At 34.1% G+C, this 23,040-nt stretch carries 25 protein-coding genes; 2 read left to right on the top strand and 23 right to left on the bottom strand.

Going from position 1 to position 23,040, the window contains the following annotated elements; all coding sequences use genetic code 11:
* Positions 1 to 38: 38 nt before the first annotated feature.
* The 14 genes from O3670_RS08905 to O3670_RS08840 form a co-directional block, all read right to left on the bottom strand.
* Positions 39 to 182 (bottom strand): hypothetical protein, encoded by a 144-nt coding sequence (locus tag O3670_RS08905; protein WP_371596035.1) that lies wholly within the window; start codon positions 180 to 182, stop codon positions 39 to 41.
* A 40-nt stretch (positions 183 to 222) separates the two neighbouring features.
* Positions 223 to 642: a hypothetical protein gene (locus tag O3670_RS08900; protein ID WP_371596034.1), complete on the bottom strand. Its 420-nt coding sequence runs from the start codon at positions 640 to 642 to the stop codon at positions 223 to 225.
* A gap of 9 nt (positions 643 to 651) precedes the next feature.
* Positions 652 to 996: a hypothetical protein gene (locus O3670_RS08895; protein WP_371596033.1), complete on the bottom strand. Its 345-nt coding sequence runs from the start codon at positions 994 to 996 to the stop codon at positions 652 to 654.
* A gap of 105 nt (positions 997 to 1,101) precedes the next feature.
* On the bottom strand, positions 1,102 to 1,635 hold the full coding sequence (locus tag O3670_RS08890; protein ID WP_371596032.1) for a helix-turn-helix domain-containing protein: 534 nt from the start codon (positions 1,633 to 1,635) through the stop codon (positions 1,102 to 1,104).
* 20 nt (positions 1,636 to 1,655) lie between these two features.
* Positions 1,656 to 1,907 carry a hypothetical protein gene (locus tag O3670_RS08885; RefSeq protein WP_371596031.1) on the bottom strand — a complete coding sequence of 84 codons (252 nt, stop codon included), beginning with the start codon at positions 1,905 to 1,907 and terminating at the stop codon, positions 1,656 to 1,658.
* A gap of 162 nt (positions 1,908 to 2,069) precedes the next feature.
* Positions 2,070 to 2,618, bottom strand: a complete 549-nt coding sequence (locus tag O3670_RS08880) for a hypothetical protein (protein WP_371596029.1) — start codon at positions 2,616 to 2,618, stop codon at positions 2,070 to 2,072.
* A complete protein-coding gene (locus tag O3670_RS08875; RefSeq protein WP_371596028.1) occupies positions 2,596 to 2,817 on the bottom strand; it encodes a hypothetical protein in 222 nt (73 codons plus the stop codon). Before O3670_RS08875 ends, O3670_RS08880 begins: the two co-directional genes overlap by 23 nt.
* A complete protein-coding gene (locus O3670_RS08870; protein ID WP_371596027.1) occupies positions 2,810 to 3,763 on the bottom strand; it encodes a hypothetical protein in 954 nt (317 codons plus the stop codon). The genes O3670_RS08875 and O3670_RS08870 overlap by 8 nt, the downstream gene beginning before the upstream one ends.
* Before the next feature lie 585 nt (positions 3,764 to 4,348).
* The gene (locus O3670_RS08865; RefSeq protein ID WP_371596026.1) at positions 4,349 to 4,645 is read right to left on the bottom strand and encodes a hypothetical protein; all 297 of its coding nucleotides are present in this window, start codon (positions 4,643 to 4,645) and stop codon (positions 4,349 to 4,351) included.
* Between the two features lie 53 nt (positions 4,646 to 4,698).
* Positions 4,699 to 5,391 (bottom strand): hypothetical protein, encoded by a 693-nt coding sequence (locus O3670_RS08860; protein ID WP_371596025.1) that lies wholly within the window; start codon positions 5,389 to 5,391, stop codon positions 4,699 to 4,701.
* Positions 5,385 to 6,017, bottom strand: coding sequence for a hypothetical protein (locus O3670_RS08855; protein ID WP_371596024.1), 633 nt, complete (start codon positions 6,015 to 6,017; stop codon positions 5,385 to 5,387). The genes O3670_RS08860 and O3670_RS08855 overlap by 7 nt, the downstream gene beginning before the upstream one ends.
* Complete coding sequence (locus O3670_RS08850) at positions 6,017 to 6,814, bottom strand: thioredoxin family protein (RefSeq protein WP_257056605.1); 798 nt, start codon at positions 6,812 to 6,814, stop codon at positions 6,017 to 6,019. Before O3670_RS08850 ends, O3670_RS08855 begins: the two co-directional genes overlap by 1 nt.
* A 140-nt stretch (positions 6,815 to 6,954) precedes the next feature.
* The gene (locus O3670_RS08845) at positions 6,955 to 7,317 is read right to left on the bottom strand and encodes a hypothetical protein (protein ID WP_371596023.1); all 363 of its coding nucleotides are present in this window, start codon (positions 7,315 to 7,317) and stop codon (positions 6,955 to 6,957) included.
* A gap of 17 nt (positions 7,318 to 7,334) precedes the next feature.
* Positions 7,335 to 8,603 (bottom strand): replication-relaxation family protein, encoded by a 1,269-nt coding sequence (locus tag O3670_RS08840; protein WP_371596022.1) that lies wholly within the window; start codon positions 8,601 to 8,603, stop codon positions 7,335 to 7,337.
* 540 nt (positions 8,604 to 9,143) lie between these two features.
* On the opposite strand from O3670_RS08840, the gene O3670_RS08835 reads away from it, so the two are divergent.
* A complete protein-coding gene (locus O3670_RS08835; protein WP_371596021.1) occupies positions 9,144 to 9,452 on the top strand; it encodes a hypothetical protein in 309 nt (102 codons plus the stop codon).
* A gap of 37 nt (positions 9,453 to 9,489) precedes the next feature.
* Here the strand turns inward: O3670_RS08835 and O3670_RS08830 are convergent, their stop codons facing one another.
* From O3670_RS08830 to O3670_RS08790, 9 genes are all read right to left on the bottom strand, one after another.
* Complete coding sequence (locus O3670_RS08830) at positions 9,490 to 12,528, bottom strand: type IV secretory system conjugative DNA transfer family protein (RefSeq protein ID WP_371596020.1); 3,039 nt, start codon at positions 12,526 to 12,528, stop codon at positions 9,490 to 9,492.
* Between the two features lie 11 nt (positions 12,529 to 12,539).
* The gene (locus O3670_RS08825; RefSeq protein ID WP_049553493.1) at positions 12,540 to 13,028 is read right to left on the bottom strand and encodes a hypothetical protein; all 489 of its coding nucleotides are present in this window, start codon (positions 13,026 to 13,028) and stop codon (positions 12,540 to 12,542) included.
* A 74-nt stretch (positions 13,029 to 13,102) separates the two neighbouring features.
* Complete coding sequence (locus tag O3670_RS08820; RefSeq protein WP_049553492.1) at positions 13,103 to 14,434, bottom strand: hypothetical protein; 1,332 nt, start codon at positions 14,432 to 14,434, stop codon at positions 13,103 to 13,105.
* Positions 14,435 to 14,521: 87 nt separating this feature from the next.
* Positions 14,522 to 14,665, bottom strand: a complete 144-nt coding sequence (locus O3670_RS08815) for a hypothetical protein (RefSeq protein WP_002887149.1) — start codon at positions 14,663 to 14,665, stop codon at positions 14,522 to 14,524.
* A gap of 199 nt (positions 14,666 to 14,864) precedes the next feature.
* Positions 14,865 to 15,674: a DNA/RNA non-specific endonuclease gene (locus O3670_RS08810; RefSeq protein ID WP_371596019.1), complete on the bottom strand. Its 810-nt coding sequence runs from the start codon at positions 15,672 to 15,674 to the stop codon at positions 14,865 to 14,867.
* Positions 15,675 to 15,888: 214 nt separating this feature from the next.
* Positions 15,889 to 16,872, bottom strand: coding sequence for a tyrosine-type recombinase/integrase (locus O3670_RS08805; RefSeq protein WP_371596018.1), 984 nt, complete (start codon positions 16,870 to 16,872; stop codon positions 15,889 to 15,891).
* Between the two features lie 188 nt (positions 16,873 to 17,060).
* Entirely contained in the window at positions 17,061 to 18,524 is a 1,464-nt protein-coding gene (locus O3670_RS08800) for a replication initiation protein (protein WP_371596017.1), read from the bottom strand.
* A gap of 662 nt (positions 18,525 to 19,186) precedes the next feature.
* Entirely contained in the window at positions 19,187 to 19,711 is a 525-nt protein-coding gene (locus O3670_RS08795; RefSeq protein WP_371596016.1) for a hypothetical protein, read from the bottom strand.
* Entirely contained in the window at positions 19,695 to 20,525 is an 831-nt protein-coding gene (locus O3670_RS08790; RefSeq protein WP_371596015.1) for a ParA family protein, read from the bottom strand. The genes O3670_RS08795 and O3670_RS08790 overlap by 17 nt, the downstream gene beginning before the upstream one ends.
* A gap of 1,496 nt (positions 20,526 to 22,021) precedes the next feature.
* Here O3670_RS08790 and O3670_RS08785 point away from each other — a divergent pair.
* Positions 22,022 to 23,040 (top strand): hypothetical protein (locus O3670_RS08785; protein ID WP_371596014.1); only part of this gene is annotated, 1,019 nt, incomplete at its 3' end.

The following is a 23,040-nucleotide window of genomic DNA, read 5'->3' as shown; positions in this document are numbered from 1 at the left end:
AACAGTAAGGTCACTATAAGTCAAGACTAAACTCTCATTTACCAAATTATAGAGAACCAATAGTAGTCTTCTTGATATGAATTAAATTCACCATTCTCATCAATCCCAATAAAAGAGGATTGATTTTCACCAATAAATTCTAACGCTTTTGTGACAAATTCTTCTTTACTAAGGTACTTCATTATCATTCTCCCTCTATAATTTTCTATGTTTATAAGTATATTATAAAGCGTTGTCCTGTATCATTTCATTCAGAACTGCTTCTGTCAATACCTTTTCAGCCAAGTCTCCATCTTCAATCTCTTCTTTACTATAATAGTAATCGATAATAGGACACTTTTCTAAAGCTTCATTATACTCTCCTCGGACAATGAATAGGTAATTACCGGTTAAACCTTCAGCGATATCTTCTTCTAATTCTTCGATAAGCTCACTATAATCATAACTAAAACGATAGTTTTCCTCATCTATCCATTTCTGAACTATCATAATCGTCTCTAACGTTAGATTCTCAAGCTTTCTCTCACCGTTCCGCAATCTTGTAATTGTAGAACGGTTTATTCCCAATTCTTTTTCTAAATAATTAGCTGGTATAGCTCTGTTCATTAACACCATTTCTACTCTTGTCGTATTGATCTTCATAATATCTCCTTACGCTATATTCTTATTAAAAAGCTCTGTAATTGGAGAACCTTTAAAATTAATTGGAAACTGAAAGTCTTTTGGATATACATAATCATTGAAATTTTCTTCTTTGTAAAATTCATGTTTCAATGTTCGATAATTAAAGCATACAATAGCTTTTGGGTGAGAAATACAAATTTCAGAGCCATATAATCTTTGAGCTAAGGTTAAGTGCGTTCTTATCATGTGTTCTGCTCTTGAAGAAGTTTCGAGAAATTCCATGTTGAAGTAGTTAAAACCAAGCCCATTTTCAATGCGAGCATACTTCTTAGGATTGTCATTGTATTCACTTAAATCAAAGACTAGTGTCATAGAGATTCTTTTCATTTTACTTTACCTCATCTATCCATTTCTACTCTTGTCGTATTGATCTTCATAATATTTCCTTACGCTTCTTAAAACTTTGTTACTGTCATACTAGTTAAGTTTTTTTATACAAGACATCACAATCTGATATAGCTCGGACTCTTCAAGACCATTCAATTCTTGTTCGGATAATTCAGTTAAAACCAACTGACGCATCTTCGCTACTGGATATTTTAAACGATGAATATCCATAATTTCCTCATTACCATATCCTAGACCAAATAGATAACGCTGAAGTGCTTCTGTGCCACTATAACTTCGACCACATTCTAAGTTTTGAATAGTCCTAACTGCAATTCCTGTCATTTTTGCAGCTTCAGACTGTGATACGCCCCTAGCCATCCTTAGTTGTTTGAGGCGGTAAGCATATTGTCTCCTGGTCATCAATGCTAAACGGTCATAAGCTCGTCTAGAAGCCTGCTTTCCTTTTTCAGTTTTCGCATATTTTTCTGATGACTTTTTCAGACGTTCTTGGTTTGATTCAACCCATTTTTTTCTGGTTGCTCGACCTTTCTCACTATGATTATACTTTAGATAACTTTCTTTTCGTCTTTTCTCAGCTATTTCATTATCTTGTTTCGTCATTACCAAACCTTTATAATTCATTAGTTGTTTACATAGTCCAGCAATCCAATGACGTGAAGTAAACGTTCTACCGTACAACTAGCTTGTAAATCATAATATATTTTTTCCGCTGATTCATTTCGATAATGTTCAAACAGTTCAATCCGTTCTCTATTTGAAGCATTAGCAAGTGCAGCAATTACATTAGCTGCAGTCTTATCAATAGGGTATTCTCTCAAAACATTAAAAGCATACTCTTGAACTTCTCGTAATTTCTCTATATAGGTATTCATAGATTTTACCTCTCTCTTTATTTCACAAGTCTATTATATCAAATGTGTTGCCTTATGTCAACATAAGAGGCTAACTTCTTTATAAATAAACAAGAAGACACCACTTATGATGCCTTCTCGTTCACCTTTATTCTGTTTCCAACAAATTGATTTTCAAAGTAACTACTGTTCCCTATTATTCTCTGCCTTATTATTGCTCGTATCCATCCCTTCAGGAAATTGATTCCCTTTCTCCGAAAGAAACTTTAAAAAAGAATATGGAAAAGCTAAAATCAGTCTAAGCAGCAAGTAAAAGTTACCCCCTGCTAAAACACTAAACGATAATCTTATCAAGATGTTATTGCTGAATGTCATAAAGCCCAATACATTCATTAACAGTAAGCCTAGAATGGTTCCAACAAGGATGACAAACCAGTTTAAACTTTCTAAAGACCAATCATATTTTTTTAACAAGATATGAATTGAGAACATTCCTACATAAATTAGCAAGATCGTTAGAATACCCAATGAACTACTGACAATAGACTGAGATGGTGTCCCTTTTCTAATCAATGAGTTATCTTTAGGTAGACTATCGCTTATCATTTGAAAGAATGAATGCTGATTGCTATTAGTAACAATCTCTCTAGTTGCTGCTAAAACCACCACTAAGATACACAAAGCTATCGTTATAATCGTCCATTCTATACTATTTTTCACGACTTTTTTCATTTTTCTCCACTCCCCTTTCTAGTTGATGAACATATGGTTCATATATGGCACTTAGTTCCCCTTGAGTGCCTTTGAAGTGCCCTTTAGGAGTAAATATAGACCACGTCATAATACCTACAGCTAAACCAAGAATCATCATGAAAGAAATTGTTACCGTTATATCCGCTTTGGAATATTTTGATTCCAATAGCCTACCCATCTATTATCACCTCATTTAGCTGGTAAGTAAACGACTTGGAGCCTATAGTGTCACTACAAAACGATAGTAATTTGTTAATTAAACCTAAATAACTGTTTGTAAGCTCATTTTCAATCAGAGGATAACCAAAAACCTTAATTTCACGAACATCTCGGCCAAACAATAGATATCTAGGAATTGAAGGAAACTCTTCCATAAAAGTGACAGGCTCTATTGAGTAAAAACCCAATTGTTCAAGTCTTTCAGGAGTTCCTGTTCCCATTAAACAATCCTGAAGTTCAATAAAGAAATGAAGTTCCTCAAATTCCTCATCGGTGGGTGAAAATCTAATGAAATAATTACGCAGGGATATTTCTTTTTTTACGTGGTCCATTAATTCCAGATTTTGTTTAACTCCCTCATACCTTTGTTGTTGAAGGCCAAATCTCCATCCATGAGATAGAGCCATAGTATTAACGAACTTATCTGCTGAAATGATATTGGAGAATGATTGAGAGAGACTATCTAAGGAAATAGACTTCTTCTTGACAATTTCCTCAGCACTTGGATACTCGTTAAGATCAATCAAGTAACAATGTCTAAGTAGTCTCAATGAATTATCTAAGGAGTATTCATTTCCTTCAAACTCAACAGTCCACTCTTTTGTAAATCTATTAAAACCTTTTATTTTTAATTTCGACTTATTATATAAACCTTTAACATCCAAAGCTACTAAAAATCTATATTTACGACCACTCTCATCTGAGAAGTTAATTCTTTCAGGTAAAAACCTAATTTCTCCAATTTTTTCTGAATAATACTTCCATGCATTATCCAAAATGTAGTCTAATTCTAATTTGTTTCTGATGCCAGTGTCTTCATGTAAGTTTCCTCGCTTATCAATTGTTTCATTTAATTTTCGTAATTCTTTATAAATTTCAAAATCATAGTTGTTTTTTTTAAACATTTTTTCTCCTTCATTCAAACAACGTCTTTCTTCGTCTATCCTAGCAGTTAAAACAATAGATATAACTAAAAATAGAGAGACTTTTTGTGATTAGGTTCCTTCTCGTTCTCTAGTAATCTGTTTTTACCAAGTGATTTACACAGCAACTAATGTATCCATTTATCACCTCGCTAGGATTCTCTTAACCTATAATTTATGTTATTTATTAGCCTAATTATAGGATAGCACACAATAAAACATACCACTACACCTTAAGTCAGTTATTCTCTAATAATGGGGGGTGTGACACCCCCTAACTCCATTGTGTCCTGTCTCATAAACTGCTATAATTTTCTTGTAGTTCGATGAAACTACACTAGAAATTAATACTTTCAGTCTCTAATCCTCCTAATAGAAATAGAGACTCCTAATCCAATCCAGTTCGCATCATAATCTCCTACAAACCCAGATGCGAACAAACCTCCTTTAAAACTAGGGCGATGGCCCTAGTTTTTTTTGCGTCCAAAAGTTACAAGAGACACTTCTCACGCGCGTGCTAAATAAAAAAGCGATAGATTATTCTACCTATCACTTGTTGTATGAATTTTACCCAAACAAATATCGGAATAATAATACCAAGAAGAAAGCAAATATGACATAAATTATTGGAGTCATCACAAACCACAAAAACTTGTTAAAACCTGATAGTTGTTTTCCATAGTAAATAGGATGACATACAGCTATATTAATGAATTTAGAAGCTTCAGTTACCAAGAATCTAGCATAAAGAATTAACAAAATCTTAAACGCTACTAATAACAAAATAAATAGCACAGTAATAAAAAGTGGATTTACATCTGATACTAACATATCCATTTTGTCAACGACTAATTTACTATCCATAAAATAAACCTCTCTATCTACTTCTAAAACTATAATTTGAAAGTACTTACAAACTAAACAAGGGCTCTATGATCTTCATGCCTATGTTCACTTAAAAGCACTTCACCAAATTGTACCCCGCTATCCTCACTGACTCGTTCCTGGCAATCGACACAATATAATTCTCTAGCCAATCGCTGTTGTCGACCACCTACATAGACCACCTCTTCCATTCCAGGCAACATATAAGGTAGCATGGTATCAACCAGCTCATCAAAATGTGATTCATCGTTACTTAAAAAGAAACGTGCAGGATGGTCACTATTATCAAAATCTCCAATGGCCACAAGACTATCATCTTCAGTCAAGAGATAGTAATAAGCAGCTGTGCGGTCTTCTGTGTATCGAAAGAATAAATGTGATTCATGACAAAATGGACATGTTCTATACTTATGACCAATAAATGATTTTAACCAACGTACAAGCAAATCCGATAAAGAGGCTTTGATTCCCTTAAACCAGAACAAGACATTAGGTAGAATGAAACCAACAATTATAGGAATAACAGTTAGATTATTGTCCACCACCAAAAGATAAAACTGGAACATAGCTGTTAGTCGTAGGAACCAGACAATCGTATTAAGGAAAATCTGATTCGTGCCATTCAGAAAAGTACTGACTACTGTAGACTCTTTATGCTTCACAAAAGTAAGAGTAACACACTTGATGGCAAACATAACTACAAACATAATGACATAGGCTAACATTCACTTACCTCATCTTCAGCATCAGTAAATTCAGAAGCTACTTCTCCCAAAAGAGAGATTAACTTGAAAGCACCCAAGGTATTATCTTGACTTAAATTGGCAAGCATACGGTCAAGAGTCTTTAAACAACGTTTCTTCTCTGAGAATTTCCGTCTATCCAATAAAGCACTATCTTCTAAGTCTTCTGTGTCACTAGAGGAATGTAGTTCATTTAAATCATAAGCATCACCAACGTCTAGGACTGATAGCTTACGAAGCACCCTAGAAACGACTAATGAAGAATAAGTCTGCGCGTGCTCTAGACGTTCTGCAGACTCTTTCAACTTTTGAATAATGGTATCTCTTTTGGCAAGTTCTTCCTCATCTAAAAGCAAAGCATCCAAGGGGAAAAGTTGTTCCACGATTGTCTTTTGACCAGGGACAAAAGCGTTACTTTGTCTCAAACCAGTGCTAGGAACAAAATGCTTACCGTTAACAACTATAAGTCTCTTTCCTAACCACTTGTCGACAATGCCACGCTCACTAGAAACTATGACACCATCCATTCGTGTTATTTGGATCGCAACCTCGTCACCTACTTTTAGACTAGCAATCCATTCTGAAATATCTTTTTTTGACAAATACATTATTTTGTTTCCTCCTTTGCAACTGACACAATATCATGGATAGCATCCTCATCAAGACGAGGTGCTTCATGCTTCCCTCCAGCCATTCGTTCAATTCGTTTGGACCATCCACCAGAAGTCTTATCCTTATGATAGATAACTGCTGTTGCTGCTTTCTCTACTCCCATAGCTTTAGCTAAATCTTTGCCACTTTCGTCAAGAACATTAACATAGATAATCTTGTTTCGTTCTTTTTCAGTTAAGCTCTTATTGAGTACTGGAATTGATTTTTGACAGTAAGGGCAATCAGGTCGAAAGAACACATATATCTCTGAAGCAGTATTTTTCTTATAAGGAAAAATGACATTATCTTCTTTAAAATAATCAAGCTGGTTTGATGTAATCTTTGTTGCGTGGAAACTTTGTTGCGTGAGTTCCTGATCAAAAACCGTCGTAACCATACGATTACTATAACTGTATTCATTCTTATAACTAGAGGTAAAACCAATCAGAATTACAGGTAACATAAATAACCCAAGAACAACTTTAGTCGATGTAAACTGGTGGGCATGGTCCACACCTTGATATACGATATAAAAGGTCGTAAGAACCCAAGGTAAGATAATTCCAAAAAGCAAACCAAACCAATCAAACGGAAATGAATAGACAATCCTATGGTTCACTACAACTACCGTTAAAATAGATAACGTCACAAGGATCGCATAGCTAATATACCAACCCTTGTAAAGAGGATTATCCTTTAATTTTGGAAATGCATCACAGAGGGATTTCCAAGCAGATTCAATTTTTATTTTCATTAATTACCGTTACCTTTCAATCTTTTTTATCTTTAAAACACCAACAGATACTTACAACAATTTCGAACAATCAAATGACTTTCTTACATCTTTTTAAATAGTTGAGAGAATGATTATGTGTTGCAGTTGCTGCGCGTGACTTATTCTTTTTTCGCTGATAAGAATTCATCAACCTTCTTGATGACCTCGTTATGTGGGACAAATAAAGTATAGAGTGATGGGATGATTAACACCGTTTGTAAAATAATTTCCATCACGTTATTAAGTGATAGAGTATGCCATGATAGGAAAAAAGTAACTACCATAAACAAGTACAAAATAAAATATGTGACAAGAATCAACCAAGCAATAGCTAGAAAAATAAAGTAGTGGATTTTTCCAATAGCTACATCACTAACTATGGCTAGCCTTTTCAAAATTCTTGGTCTTTTTACTACGATAACAACTACAAGCGAAACAACTAACCATACAAGTCTTCTTCCTAAGTATTCCAAATAATCCATTTACAAATACCTTTACTCTATCTATAAACAATCAAGAAATAATCATCAAAAGGAAGTTTAATTTTTTCTGGTAGAACTTCTTTTGGGAATACAATGATCATATGTTCATACTCCATTGAGAATTCTTCATAGAGACTAGTTAAGTGTGGAATCAAGTCACTTTTGATATACGTCATAGGCACCATAGGATACTCTTTCAATTCCCATGAGTCAGTTTCAACAACAGCTGAGAACTGGAATTTATCATCATCTAAAGGTTCTGATATCTCCTTTACAAGATAATCTATTTTCTGCAGTTCAGAAAAATCATAAGCCTCGCAATCACACCAATCTTTATGATTTGAAAACATCCTTTCTTGAATGATTTCGACAATAACGTCAGAAGCATTTGTTGTTGTTTGACTGAATAAAGAAATATTTTTACGCTTTAACATGTCATGTCCAGTCACACCTTCAACCTCAACCTCATTTACATATTCCAAAAAGTTCATTAAACGTTTAGATACTTGCGTATTATCTTTACGACTACTCTCGAAAACGAAAAATAAACTAGAATTTTCGAATGCTGGTTCTTCTGCGTAACCAAATATTTTAGAAAGTAGAATTGTTTGACGTTCTGTTGCTCGGTCATACTCAATAAAAAAAGAGTTATCGTTCACAAATACAACAGCATCAGGAACCATTAAAAGATTAACCCGACTAATAGGAAATACGACTTGTATGTTTAGGTCATAGACAGACTTATCTTGGTTATTAAAAAATAGCTTGTTTAAGATTTTAGCAACTAATCGTCTGGTCTCTAGATCATGAATATTTACGGTTTGAGGTTTTCCTCCTAGAAGATTATTACTGACAATGCTATATACTGACCTATCATATTCTGTCGTTGTTGTTAGCAACCGTATTTTATCAATACCCTTAATCATAGTAAGCAACCAGGTACTAAAACCTTTGTTCAGATAATATATTTTTCTCTTACCGCTTCTAGCATCCGAACATGCTGAAATAGGATGATTCACCTTCCCAACAAGACGATAAAACCATGAATTAGGGGTTTTAGATTTTCGAGTTACTGCAGTATAAATGAGGTCTATGATTTCCTTATCAAAATAACCAAACCTTAGTAGATGATAAAAGATGATAAGCTCCTCTTCTGAAAACGACAGAGAGATATTTTGATTTTTTGAAACAAAATAAGTAGCTATTTTATTCCTCTGGGTGTAATGAATTTTATTTTTTTTATTTGAAATAAGTGAGGTAAAATCTCTATTTTTTATATCTTGCATTTTGTAGTCCTAAAATAGTCAATCAATAGGGTATATAGTCTGGTCTTTTTTCGAAGAGTGCAACGATTACTTTTAAAATCGTGTTATGCCTTTGCTATTGCCCTACACAAGCATTCTCTTGTACCCGTAAAATGCTGATTGATACTTTCATCTCCTCTCATTCATAACGTCGTAGTTTATTTTTATAACGATAATCCCTAAAAAACATGGTTTATTCTAGCTATATAGTAGCCACCATTTACTCATTTATGATTTACGAGTTTCTAATATTAGTCGTCAGCCCTATAAATACAGTAAACTCTTAGACTTTTGTTCTCTCTGTACTTTCATTCATAAATTCTGGTTATTACATAACACTCGTAACCACCGGTTTTATGGGGTTTTAAGCACTTAATAACTACATTTAGGATTCATTTATAATAGGTCGCTATAGTGTTCAGTATACCCTAGAATAGATTATTTTCAAGGGAGTGACATGGGTTGACTTTTAATATTCTTGCTCTATACTATTAGATATAATTAATAATTAAGGAGCAAATTATGGCAGGAAAAAACAAAAAAACTGAATCAGATTTTATTAAGGAAATTGAGGCATACGAACAACAAAAAAAAGATGCTATGGAACAGCTTAAGGCCTATCAAAAATCACAAACTGATAAACTAGGTCAGCTCTATTTCGAATTGAAAAAACTAGAAAATCCAGATTTATCTATTGATAATTTAGTTGTTGAAACACAAAATAAGGTTAAAGAGGTAAAGAAAGAAATTAAGAATAAAAAAGCTGCAGAAAAAGCAAGAAAGGAGGCTGAGAAGACTAATAAAGAAACATATAATGACTCTCAAAATTAGAACAAAAGCAACGGAAATCCGTTGCTTTTTATGTTATCTAAAAACCTTCTTCTTCATCAATAGCCATTTGTTCTACATTACTTTTTAAAGTTTTAGTTGCTTTCTCACGAGCTACACGAGAGAGTTCTTGAGGTAATTCAAACTCTTGATTAGGTGCTTGAATATTTTGAGTATCGACTGTTTCGGGTGTAGATGATGGAGCTAGGATCACTCTTTGAGTTATTTCTTTATCCTCTAACTCACCAATATCATTTTTGCTATTTACAGTTTGTTTTTCTTCAACAACTGGTGGAATTTCAGAGATATCGACCTCCACTTTTTGCTCAGTGTCCTCTGTCATCTCTTCTCTAATTGAAGTGTTTTCTCTATGTTCTGTCATACTTTCGTTGACTAAGATTGTTCTTTTAACTGATGGGGAATCATCTTTTTTACCAACTGTATCATTTACATTACTATCAACATTTGGTACCTTAACATCCATAATTGCTTGCCATTCTTCTTCAGTAAAATCACTTTCATAGAGGTGACTTTCAGACTCTTTTTGAGCATAATATTCTATCACTTCTGCTCTCCACAACTTGTATGCTTTTGCAATTTCCGGTTCTTCCTCTCCAAGCCCATAAACCTTATTGAAAGGTGTATGTGAGACAAAAGAGTCCTTTGAAATATCCATTTCAAAATGCGGAGATGTTGTCAAATAAATCATATTTGAGACTTCATCATCACTGACGATAACACCACCAACTTGGAATTTCTCTAGGTTATTTGCATCTCTAGCAGTGAAGTTATCTTCTTCTACTACTTCCTCTGAAGTCGCACTTGAGTTCCCTTGATTCCCTGCTAGGAGATCATCGTTTGCTGCACGTTTGGTTTCTTTAAGAGCATAATGTTTTCCTCCTGAACGTAGATTAATGAACTCTACAACCTTTGTTGAGGTTTGTTGGAAGGTAAAGGCATTACGATAAGACATCTTGATTGCATCAGCCCCAGATTCGCCAATAGAATCCCTAATTTGTTCGTCATGTTGATAAGCATGCATAACTGGAACATGGAACTTACGAGACTCATCTAGGAAGTTACTATCATTACCTGGCATCAAGTAACCATTCTTTTCATCTTCATAAAAAGCAAAGAAAGGAGACTTATCTGGAAGACGTCTTTGAGCAGCATTTTGCATAACTAATGTTACCATCTGTGCTACCATTCGAGACTTTTCTTTACCAAGAACACCTTTAGCAGAATTGACCAAAATCATTCCACCCGTTTTTAAAACAATATCTAAATCTTTGGTACTTTGAGAGAAAAATACACGACGGATTTCTGGTGAAGATGAAAGGTCATCAATAACTGCTTTTAGACCAGACACGTTAGCATCAAAGGTATAATAATATTCCTCTGTGTACGAATTTAATTGATGAGCATTGATGAAATAATCATAAGAACTTTGGAGATTTTCAAGTTTATTTCTTTCATCATTAAATGCGTTTATAGCTTCATGAACATTCTCTGGTCTAAGAATAGTATCAAAGAGTTGTTCGTGTTCACGATTGTACTCTGATTCCTCTAACCACTTTTCTTTTTCCTGCTCTAAGAACTCTTCATGCTTTTTCAACGTTTCTTCAAAAAGCCTTTTCTTTCGATTAAGTAATTGTTCAAAAACTGCAATATAGGCCTCAATCCAATCACTAGAACGTAACATATTTGAGAATTCAGTTAGTGTTGGAGACTTACCTTTTAACATGTAGTTTATTGGGGCATCTGGTATCAACGCTACCTCTTTAATGACCGTAATGATATTATCAGTAAGTTGTCCTTCTTGGTTAAGGAAGAAAGAAGAACCAGTCCCACTTGGATCACTAAATCGTTTAAATAAGTCTCGAACAGCCCCTTTTACCTGAGTAGTATCTCCATCCAAAATATTAATTGCACCAGTTCCTGGGTTAGTAGGATCTAGAGTCCAAATCATTTCATCCGGGAAGCCCATTTTATGAGCGTACTTAACAATTGTGCCATACATCGAACCTGATGGTTCAGTCATATAAATACCATTTGTAAGCTCTGCAGCATAACCATTGTTATACCACTGCTCCAACAATTCACGTCTTTTTTTCTTCCGTTCAAACTCAGTGCTAAAGAATTCTTGTTCCAGTTCTTCATCTACTTTCATCAAATACTTACGATAGGATAATAGATAGTATTTCATATTTTCCATATCCTGTAGCATTGCTGGAATCAGAATCGTTGCCGATTTACCGGTACCAATCAAACCAAAGATAATAGTGTGATAAGTCCTCTCATTAGCGTGTAAAATCACTTGCTCTCCAGTTTTAGAGTTAAGTCCCATAACCAAATTCGCTTGACCTTTTTCATCTTGATTATGAACAATATTACTTAATACACTGTCTTGGAAGTAACGTCCTCCTAGCCATTGCTCAACAAGTTTCTCATAGGTTTTTTCAGCAATCCCAGTCGCATAACTATTATAAAAAATAAGACCAATTGCTCCAATAGGAGTCAACAATAATAAACTGTTAAACCAGTCAGCTCCTATTAAGGGTTTTAGGGTATGATAACTTAATACAATACCTGTCTGACTTCCATTTGGTATCGACCAGGGCATATATTTGAGATAATTATCTGCTACATCATACATACGATTGATGAGGGATAAGATAAAGTTATTGATTGTTAGTACATATAATCCAGAAGATATAAGTACTGCTGCTAGTGCTGCTCTTATAGCATACTTACCAATAATCTTCTTTCGTTCTGCTCGTTTCAAGGTATCATATTTTTCAAATAACACGAAAATTTGACGACTTGTAACATTGCTGTGCCATACACCAATGTATAAAACTAAAGCCATATTAACGAACAAAAATATAAATAAAGATATAAATACCCAATTAGGCAAACGCCATCTAAAGATAAACATAATAATATTGAAAGCAAATAATCCAAAAGATATATGATATACCCAATCAATATATTTTCGCCAACAAAAAAGTAAGATATCTATAGTTCGCTTACCATTTGTATAATAACGATTAAAAAATAATTTCAAGATCTTCCGCATAAAGCACCTCTCTAGTAAGCAAACATTTTTTTCAAGACTTCCATAAATACAACAATAGCAATCGGACTTATTATTCCAAGTCTAATGAATAGGTTTCGTCGAGGTAAGCTTGTTGTTTTCTTACCTTCTGTAATCAACCATTGATAGTGATATATGTATCCCTGTATGAAACCATATGCAGGTAATATTCCAACTGCTAGAATTTCTATTAGGGTAAAGACCTCTACGAAACTAATCATAGAGAAGTCACCACTATGTGTGCCTCCCTTTGATATCATTGCGAGTCCATAGATGATGAAAATAGGGATAAATGTAACGATATATAAGAATAAAATTGATTTTAAGGCAAAATTTACTCCCATAATTTGTTTCTCTGGATTATTGATAGATTTAGCATAACTCCACCTACCGATACCGATAAAGACCAAGGTAATAGGTAAGACATACCTAATAAAGACTATCAGATAATAGACAATAGCATTGATATTGTGATGATTCATGTTCCCCCCTTGTTAAATTTTTCTGTTCCGAACGTAAACAAAAAGTTCCCATTTCAGAGGGAACTATATGCGACTCAACTAGTAAAAAATGTTGATAAGATTTTACTGTTCACACGATTCGGATAGAAACTATTGAAACGTGATTTGATACGAAACAGACATTTTTTCTCTTCCGTATTCTGTGAATTACTGCTCACTTCTTCAGTTTTTTTAGCCACTCGACGCCCCCTGCTATTTGCGTCTACCCAGCGATAATGAGCATCTTGAATAACAACTGAAATTTCATCTCCTTGCTTAAAAGGAACTCGATTTAAAGAACCTGAGTCCTTCATTTTAATTTTGATACCTGGAAAGTCAACCAACTCTACTGTATGTAGACTCTGTGGATCAAAACTGATGAATCGCACTTTAAACAATCGTCCTATGACTTTCTTATTATCAATCATCTCAATCAAAGCATCTTGAGGTGCTTCTTCGAGAACTTTCATATCTCCCTCGATACGAATATAGTCATGGATAATGTGACGTTCTCTTTGATTTGGACTTGGTTTTTGGGTATTGGCCCCAGTAATTTTAAATTCCACCCTATCAAAGACTGATACTACTTCGTCTAGGTTAACAAATGAAGAATCACACTCATAACTTACCCTATGTTTTGGAATAAATACCGTTTGTAATTTTTTGGTCATTACCATGATACCTGCATTGCTACCATTGTTAATCACGGCAGATACAATACCTTCATGAGTACGTTCCAAGATATTTTTTCTATCTCGATTACGAGAAGAGTTATCTTTACTCTTTTCAATTTGCTGAAGAAGCTGGTAATTAGTTAACCACTCAGCTAACTCAATACTACCTTCAACAACATAGTTTGATGGGTTATTAATAGTTAGTTTATAATTGTCGATAGTTTGGATATGAATTTCAGTTAATTTGCAAGGGAAAATACGCCCAACCATTTTAAAGAAGTCTTTTGGTTGGCGGAAGCCAGATTCTGTTTGCTTAATATAAACTGTTGTTCCAGCAAGCTCTCCATTTTGGATACGCCCTACTAACATATCGCAGAATGCGACACCTTCACCGATAGGACGACCATTTCTATTTCTCGGAATAAATGGCTGTGTTTCAAGTACATTCTCTACCACAACTGATACAACCTTATTAGTTGCTTGTTCTAACAAATACTCATCTTCAGTATTTCCAAGATCAATATATGGGAGTGTATAGTTTCGAATGATATCTGAAACTTCTTCTGGAACACATTCAATTTCTGGTTGCTCAAACCATTGTTCTTGTTCATCTTTCCTATCTGCAACAACCAATGTTTTAAATTTTTGCTCCCCTAAACTAGCATAATGGACGTTCTCATAACCGTCCTCTCTTATAAGTTTAAGTGCTTTCATATGTTTCTCCTTTAATGTCTTTTTTGACATTAAAAGCATAACAAAAAAGGTCACTACCTGTAAGATAGTGACCCCCCTTGACTTTTGTTAATTCATAGCGATAAGAAGCCCAACACCCAAGACTACAATTGGTGTAATTAAGGCGAAAATTGAAAAGATTTTCTTGGCGATACCGATGGTAACATATAAGAAACTCGCTAATGTTAGTAATAGAACCAAGATCATAAACATAATTCTCACCCTTTCTTCTGGCTCTGTTTTAATTATTATTATATAGATTTTTGATATCAATGCAAGGCTAGAGAGCAACAAATCAAGAGATATCTTTAAAAATCCATTATTTCAACAAAAAAGAGGCTATACCCCCCTTTTTGTTGTTCAAACGCTTACGCTGATTCTTATTTTAGCATAAAACATTCTATAGTCAATGTTAGTAATTACTTGTGGCTGTACCATCTAAGTAGTTAATATTAGCATTCTTTGAAACATTCTGAAGTGTGACCGAACTCACATTTCCATCACTCGTTGCTAATCCTGCTTCTGGTAATTCAACTCCATATTGTGTCCCATTTTCATCAAAGGATGTCCAGTAAAGCGTTACAGTCCTAGGTACTAACTCATTGTCAGTATAGTTTGCAACAACACAATAATCTAAGTACATATTTTGGTTTTTCTTCAACCATTTGGCTAGTGCATTTTCGTAGTATAGCATACCGTTTGGATTATTAGCATCCGTTTTACTATCAGACATCGTTCCTGCATTCAAATAGCGCGTCATAGGTACTAGATTTTTTATTTCAGAATTCAATCCAGAAAACTGATAACCAATAAGATGCCCACGATTCATCAGATAAGCTTTTTTGACTTTTCCAGACTCATCTTCGTACTTAAAACGATAGTTATGCCAACCGACTGGATTAACATTAATTTTACTTTCCCTATCATCTTGTGGTTTGTCCGAATACTTTAGTCTGATGTGACCATATGTTGCTCTACCAAGACTATCCAAATCTCCATTGACCATTAGCTTATGGTTTTCAAAAGGCAACGGACTGTAGCTGAAAGCATCAGACTTTACACCACTTGTTTTAGAAGAACTGTTTCCTGTTTCCGAAGATTCTGACTTGGGAATAAATCTCCCAAATAATTTTCCGACATCACTTGAATTGGCATGCTCCCCTTTACTAATAACATTAAAGCCACTAGATAAAATACCAGGTACATTAATTCCTTGGGACATACCATATCCAGCTATACAAAACATAACAACAATAGCTATCGGTATCCAAATCAGACTGCCAAGACAACCTCTTTTTTCATTGTTTTTTCTAAGCATAAGACCTCCTTAATTCTCTATAAATTCATTATAGACTTAGGAGTCACTATTCGTAACCCAGTGACATAAAAAAGACCTTAAGTGGCCTTTTGACTAATCTGGAGATAAGTTCATACTATCAATCAATAAATCTTATTAGGTGATTCTTATCTAAACTATATCCTTGTATTTCAGCAACTCTCTTAATATCACCTGTCTCTTTATAAACAATAGAGGCGTGGCTGTCTTTTAAAATGCTAGGAGTTATTACCTTACCATAAGCATGTCCAATGTTCTTTGCCAAATGACCTATTGTGTTTCTCCCCATAGGCTTTTTCAACATGGTTAAAAATAATGACGGTATAGAAGGGTCTAAGTCCCAGCGTCCACGTCGTTCCTTAACAAATGGAGCTATGTAAGGAATGGTGAAAGGAAGAAAACGTATAAACTGTTTCTCGTTGTTTCTAACAACCCAAATACCTTTTTTACGCATATCAATATCCCTGACTGTCAAGTTAACAACTTCTTGAGTACTTGCTCCAGTACCAATTATAATTGCAAATATAGCAATATTTCGCTCCTTCTCCTTTTCCCAATTATCAGCCTTTTTCTGAGTTGGTAGAGTTGTAACATAACTGTTTGCCATGAAATCAAGTAGCCCTTCGAGCTCTTCCTGCGTATACAAAATAGTCTTCTTCTTTGATTCGGAATATATTATGTTGTGGTAACTCTCTTTGTAAACTATCTTCCATTCATTAAACACGTTACGATAAAATAACGGCATTCCTCTCTCAATTGTAAAGGAGGTATTCGTAAGATAATTCCAAAATGCTGCTAAAGTATAGAGAATAAATCTTTTTCCTGCTGGTTTCAGACGCAAATTAGCCAAATAATTTTGAACAAATTCTCGTGGTAATTTTTCTAAGTCTGTCAATGATAGGGAAACAGCCTCTTTATCAATCGTAATTGCATAGCTATTTAAAAATTTCTGGATCACTGACAAACGTTCAACCATTTTGGGAGAAGGCTCTTCGACATCTACTTGAAGGTAAGATATATACTCATCTATAATATCTGGTAATTGCCTTCTAAGTGCTAGATATTTATCTTTCTGTTTTGACATAATTCTCCTCCTCTCAATAATGATAGCAATTAACTACAGGTTTACCATTTACATTTTAGACCTATTATATCATACAAGATTGCATGTTGATTTTAGATTTATCTAGGAAAAAATTTCTAAAACAAAAATAGCGATACATCGTGTATCGCTATTATATATATAATCTATTTACAAAAATATATCTGAAGTTATACTTCAAAATTATCAAGTACTTCAGTCAACAGTTGTTCTCTTGTCTCTTCAAAACGGCTATCAGACAGAGACTCTAAACCTTTATCTTTAAGTTCCCACAGCTTCTCTTGTAACAGTTTATCTGCTAAATGTTTAATATCCGCCTTATTATCTTCGTCAGGCATCTTTGAGAGTTCTATTTTAATTGCTGATTTAACTGCTACTACTACTAGTCTTAGACGGTCTTTGTCATCTGTTACATTTTCATAGTTTGGTTGAGACCAGTCTGGAACATTTGAAGGGCGCTCATCCTTATTATTTGGATGACTATCTCTCAAATCTGAAAGTTTTGTGTATCCTGCTACTTCCCATTTATTGAGCAACGTTCTTGTCCAACCGAAAGTACGGTTTGCATCACTTCCTGTTCTTTCTAATGCCTCAATAATTAGTTCATGGTCCATTGTTTCAAGCCAACGTTTGAGTTGATTTTTATTATTGTAGTTGTCAGCTTTGCTTCCTTTAGGAAAAACAGTGTAGAATTTCTCCATCACGATAGCCATCTTACGTTTGAAGTCTAACTCCTTCTTCTTCTCAAAGGTAATGACTTTATCGTTTGTTGCAACAATACGTCTCAAATCGTCATCGAACGGTTTAAACCTAAATATATAGTGGGTAATTGATTTTCCTTTTCTGATTCGCTCTACTGTCAAATCTTGTATCACAGGGAGTCCATGCTCATCAACCAATAGTGTATTGATTTCATCCATTGCTTGCTGCAGCTTAGTACCTTTCGAACGAAGTAAACTAGGACTATCCAAAATCAAAACTTCTTGCTCAAGCTCTTCAGCTGTATCTTTTACAAAGCCTGTTTTACGCCAATCTGCTAAATGTCTAAATAATCGTTTAGAATACTTACTCTTCAATAGATTATGGTAGTCACGACCATACTGAATGTACTTAGCTTTTTTACCCCACTCTGGGTTATTGAAAAGGTCCTTAACTGTACGCTTGACCGCTACTTTTACTTTTGATCCATCTTCTGTAGTTACTTCTTCATACTCAGTATATTCCGCATCAGATAAGTGGATTTTAATCAGTTTATTTTCATGGTCTACTCTAAAGGTCTTGAACAGTGGAATGGTGGTGTAAGAAACTACCTTGCCATCGACAACCTTTTCGGGATGGCGATATACAATTTTAGTCATTCTTTCCTCTAATTCCTCAACTGTAGTTTCAAAGCGTTTACCAGTCCTAGGAACAATTTTTTGTTCCCTAGAGCTGTAAAATGTATTTCCTGCTAGCATTGCCAGACTCGAATAAGAAAATATTGCTGCTTCATTTTCGTCATAAATATCTCGCAACTCACCAAATATAGAGTAAATCATATTTTCTTGAAGAGGTGAAAGGTCTCCAAGTTGGAACATTTGGGTAAACTTATTATCATATTTGATGATCTCTCTGAACTCTCTATTCTCTACCAAATGCTTCTACCTCTCTTAGTTCATTCATCATACATTTTGGTTGTATTTTAAATAAAAGTAATTATTTTACTACAAGCTAATTACTTACTGCAATATGTGACAGGGTATAAAAATATTAATTTACAACCCTTTTGTATGACATTATATCACTAATATTCTGATTTTCATAGTATTTTTTAAAATTTACAACCATTTTGTAGGATATACCTGCAATTTTATATGACATACATGCATTTTTGTAGACTTAACATACAACTTTATAGGATATACATACCGTTTTGTAGGATACGCCTGCAATTTTATATGACATACATACACTTATGTAGACTTAACATACAACTTTGTATGACTTTCATGCAAAGTTATATGATATACCTACCAATTTGTAGGATATACATACACTTTTATATGATGAAGGTAGGCTTAGCTCAGTAATATCAAGGGTTTCAGGAGACCTACTACTTAAACTATAATTAACTACTTAGTTACTACTATTAACCACTTAATACTACTTAATACTATTTAAACTATTATTACTAAAAGTTCTTAATCATAATTGAAACCTTAAAATCAAAATATTCTTTAAAAAAAGTTACAACTAATATAAAAAAGAAAAAGTGTAGAAACACCTACACTTTTGTATGATATAAAATAAAGTTTTCCTACTTAAAACTCATCTCAGTTTCTACCAATGTGTTAAACAATTCCTTTTGTTCTGGGTCTAGAAGTTGGTACACATGGTCTAACATTTCAGTGAATAGCTTATCAGATCCACCGCGTTTAGGATAATTGCCATTTTCTCCTTTAAGGTCTTTTTTGTTTAAAACAGCTCTTAATGCAGAAAAACGTGACATTGATAATTGTGTCATATTGAGATTTGCACGTGATTTTTCTTCCACTGTTTTAGCTGGTTCCAGTTTTGTAGGAAGTTTCTTTTTTTCTTTTTTCTGAGTGACATCGTTTACTTTTTTAGGGGCAACAGCAGCTTTTTTTGGTTCTACACTTTCTTCAGTTAGATAAGCAATATCATGCTTTTCCTTAAGTTTATCAATTACTACTTCTTCAATTTCTTTCCCTTTAAAAAAGAGTTCAAATAATTCTTTAGCTGTTGTTCGGTCATTTGATTCAACAGCCGTTAAAAGGTTATTAAAATTTCTTTGTTGGATTGTATTAAGCTTTTTCGGCATCGTGTTCTCCAATCGTCTTAATTAGTTCATTCATAACATTTGTGATTTGTTTTTTAGGGATGCTATAGCCACTATTTGTGAAAACATTTGCTTGATTAGCAATCATATCTTTGTATTGTTTATTATTAAACAAGTATTGGTCAAAAACCTTGGTATTATGCTCTTCAGCAATTTCTTCAAGTTCTGCTACTGCTTCTCTTGCTTTGATTTGTTTAATTGATTTTTTACCAAAGCCCGGCCCTTTATCAACCTGTGTTATAACGATTCCAGCTATAACAATATCAATTCCAAAGAAAGAGAACCCTTCTTGAACAGCTTCAATATCTTCGATTGTATCTTTTACACCTTCAACCCCAAACTTATCAGGTGTTGTAGGAATGAGAACGAAAACTTTCGAATTTGTAAAAAGAGTACTTGTTGTAGAAACACCAAAAAAAGGAGGTGTATCAAAAAGTACAAAATCGTAGTAGTCATTGACATCTTGCACAACATTTCTTAAACGAAAATCTCTATCTTTTAGTCCTGATGCTTCACTCTCCCAGTTTTTCATAAGCTTACTTCCAGGAAGCAAATCATAACCGTCAACTGGCACAATGGCATCAGCTACTTCTACTTCTTTTTTTAGTACTTCATAAATTCCTTTATGTTCGTCTGCGTTTACTCCTGTCGCTGTAGTAAGATTGCATTGACCATCAAGATCTCCTGCACAAGTTTTATAGCCAGCGTCTCCTAGAGCTTGAGCCAGTAAATCACATAATGTTGTTTTTGAAGATCCTCCTTTCTCGGCCATCGTTATGACTGTAGTTGCAACCATATAAACTCCTTTCAATCCATTATGTACGATACACTATGTATAACAAAACGATACATATAATTAACTATTTAAAGTATACCATATAGAATTTTAATAGCAAGTATTATGTAAGATATATCGTAAATAATACAAGATACACTATGTATAGTATATACCAAACAATTGATAATCAGATTTTTACGCATTAGTTGATACATAGTACATCGTTTACTATATACTATTTCAAAAGGAAAGTATATAACATATTACCAAAATTCTATATGAATAATGCTCGATACACTATGTATTATGTATGATAAAATATCAATACACTATGTACTTCTCTAACATATATAATACATAGTATATTGATGTATAGTGTATTGTATATTCGATATTCCATTCTAATATTACACACTACACTATACATAACCTTACTATATATAGTGCAGTGCAAAAAAGCAAAACTTTTATAGTGTACTATACACGATGTAGAATACATTGTTAGATAATGTATCCCTAGGTATTATATCGTATATCTTACATCTGTTCTTTTAATATAATAAATAAGAAGAATTGTATTACAACACGATACACAATACATTATGTAAGTTGTATAATGTATAGTACAATCTATTATCGTATATAGTAAATAATAGATGATGTATATTGTACGATACATAAAAGAACTACATATGAATATGTTCTTATTGGGTAATAAGTTATATTTAAAATTAGTATAAATATTGTTCTAGGTAGTTTACTATACAAGATACATAGTTTAACAATGTATCTTGTATTTCTTTTTTCATGACGTTTATACTTCGCTTATTATGATTGGTGTACTATACATAATATGTTGTAAACGACATACTATGTATAGTATATGATGTAATGTAAAGTAGTATATAAAGTTATAATTTCGAATAACGATAAACTTGTAATGTTAGTTGCTCTTTGCTATACTAAAGACATAAATTTTTAATTTATATCTTTTTTTCACCACCTCTAACGGTGAACCTTTGGTCACGTGACTAAAGAAAAGAGGAAACATGGAGGAGGAGATGTCATTACTGGTTCTGTCCCAGCAATAGGCATACCATGTTTTATAATGGGTTAAAAGGGAGCGTACTCGCTTTTAGCTATCAGTTAAGCCATCAGACAGAAAGAAGAGGTTTAACGCTTATAACAGGTACGAGATAATTTGCCTTCAGTTTTTTGAAAGGCTACAACAAACGTTATTAGCAACTAAGCATAACGAGAAGTTTATCCTATGGTTTGCCATAGGCACGCGCAACCTTGTTTTTTGAGACAAGGCTTGCCGGCTTCTTTGTTATGCTTTTTTGTTTTGAGTTTGGGTAGACGGACAAGAAAGGAAGGCGACATCTCGATGATTAGAGATGAGGAACAGGTGTTCCCAACTCTAACTTGTCGGCATACGGAGGAGGGCTACGAACAGGTGTTCGAGGCTTTCCAAGGTCACTTTTACAACAAAAATATTATTTAAGGAGAAAAAAATGACAAAATTGATCACTATTGGAAATCAAGAGTTAATTCGTGTTGGGCGAGATTACCCTTGTCCTATTTGTGGAAAACCAGATTGGTGTTTGGTGTTCGCAGACCAGACCAAAGCAGTCTGTGCTAGAAAGATTGACCCAGACAAACCACAATTTGGTAGCGCTGGGACAATTTATGAATTGGACCCTAAAAAAGCGAAAGAGGTGGCTTTTGAACCTAGTTGGAAAAGTCAGCCTTTGGCAAGTATCTCAACACTTCACAAGGTTAATTCTCTTGTGATTGATGTGTTGGGATTAACTAAGGACCATGTCAAGCACTTAACAAGTGCAGAACGAGGTCTTTCTGTTGAGACTATTGCACTGCGTGGCTATGCTTCATCAACAAAGCAAACACGTCAGAAGCAGGTTGATACAACAGTATCTCACCCAGCAACTATTTGGGAAAAGCTCTTTGTTGCAAATGGTCTTCCTAAAGATGCTTGGCGTGGAGTTCCTGGTTTCTATTGGAACGAAAACGCAAAATGTCCTATTTTTGAATCAAAAGATGGAATCCTAATTCCATGTCGCAATTCTTGGGGACAAATTGTAGGTTTTCAAGTACGTCTTGATAACGTTAGTTATCAAGCCAAAGTAAACGAAGCCTTTCAAGAGGGACGAAATGCACGTACTGCTAAGGTCTTCCAAAATGAAGATGGAAGTTTCGATTGGTATGTGTTTGCTAAAGGTTCATCACACGAACTAGCAAGTGGGACAACTAAGGAAACTAGTGTTAAACTTCGTTCTGGACTTGAGTTGACGTTTAAAAAAGGGCAAAAATATGTCTTTGTATCGTCAGCATATAAGCCAGAGGGAACAAGTGCTAAGTCCTTTCCCCATTTTGCTTATTCTGATGACATTTTAGAACAAGCACATTTTTCGGATGAAGGCAAGGCTAAAGTTAACCTTATGAGTAAGGTTGATAATCTTTTAGTTACGGAAGGTTTGCTTAAAGGAGATATCACCGCATCAGTTGCGAAAAA

The organism is Streptococcus sp. 27098_8_74, assembly GCF_041431705.1.
Lineage (GTDB): Bacteria > Bacillota > Bacilli > Lactobacillales > Streptococcaceae > Streptococcus > Streptococcus salivarius_E.
This window is presented reverse-complemented; position numbering and strand designations above follow the sequence as displayed.